Genomic DNA, 1,072 nt, shown 5'->3' with positions numbered 1-1,072 from the left:
GCGATCGTCTGCACCGCCCACAACCTCGTCAAGCTCGGCAACCTCGCCAGGCCCACATGAGCGGCCTATCGTAATGAAGTCCGACCGGCCAAAACGCTAACTGGACAGGCTCCTAGAGGGACGCAGGACGCGATCGGATAGGTCAATGGGATACGCAAAGGGAGGAAGTTGAATTCCATCGAGTCACTCGAAACGGCCATCGGATCAGAAGAATGATAGCATCGTGATGCGCATCCGACGAGTCAGCTCGCCATCGCACCGATACTCGCAAGATGAAGACTAGGAGGATGTTACATTGGATGGGCAATTACAGGGGTTGATCGATGCCGTCGATGTGGCGCGCGATGAACGCTCCGTTCGCAACGCGATCAAGAAGTTTACTGGCTCATCCGGCTTCGACCGCTATGCCTACATTCATGTTCACGCCGACGATGCGGTTGCTTTCAGCGATTATCCTGCGGAATGGCTGAACCTCTATTTTGCAAAGCGATACATGATCATCGACCCTGTCGTGACGACCGCCAAGCGCAGCATGCGGATGTTCGCCTGGTCGGCGGAAGAGCGCGGCGTCCGCAGGAGCTCGCGCGAGATCAAGCAATTCTATTCGGAGGCGACTGACTTCGGCATCCGCTCGGGCGTTTCCGTTCCGATCAGGACAAGCTATGGCCGCACAGCGATGATCACGCTCGCATCAGATCGGCGGCGGGCCGAGGTCCCGCCATGGGATCCGATGCAGGCAGCATTGGCGCTCGCCTACATTCATGTTCGCCTCAGCCTGGCGTCTGTATCGTCCTTCAAAACAGGGGATGTGACGTTGTCGACGCAGGAAGCGACCTCGCTCAGCTGGTCGTCACACGGCAAGTCGATGAACGTGATCGCGGACTTGCTTGGGATCAAGCCACGAACAGTCCAGTTCTATCTGGATAACGCGCGCGACAAACTCGGCGCGAGCAACCTCCAGCAGGCCGTCCGCATCGCCATGGAGAGGAAGTTGATCTAGCATTACAGTTGTAATTTTTTCTTGAGATGGGCTTTGCGCGCAGTTGCCTGATGAGCCCTGCGCCAGAACGAC

Annotated in this window: 1 protein-coding gene; it reads left to right on the top strand. The window is 57.3% G+C overall.

Annotation, left to right across the window (positions count from 1 at the left end):
* The first annotated feature begins 295 nt into the window (after positions 1 to 295).
* On the top strand, positions 296 to 1,000 hold the full coding sequence (locus AC5ZGW_RS46380) for an autoinducer binding domain-containing protein (RefSeq protein WP_130231977.1): 705 nt from the start codon (positions 296 to 298) through the stop codon (positions 998 to 1,000).
* The last annotated feature ends 72 nt before the right edge of the window (positions 1,001 to 1,072 follow it).

Source organism: Bradyrhizobium sp. Crot121 (genome assembly GCF_059512385.1).
The sequence above is the reverse complement of the archived record's forward strand: the minus strand, read 5'-3'. Positions and strand labels throughout refer to the sequence as shown.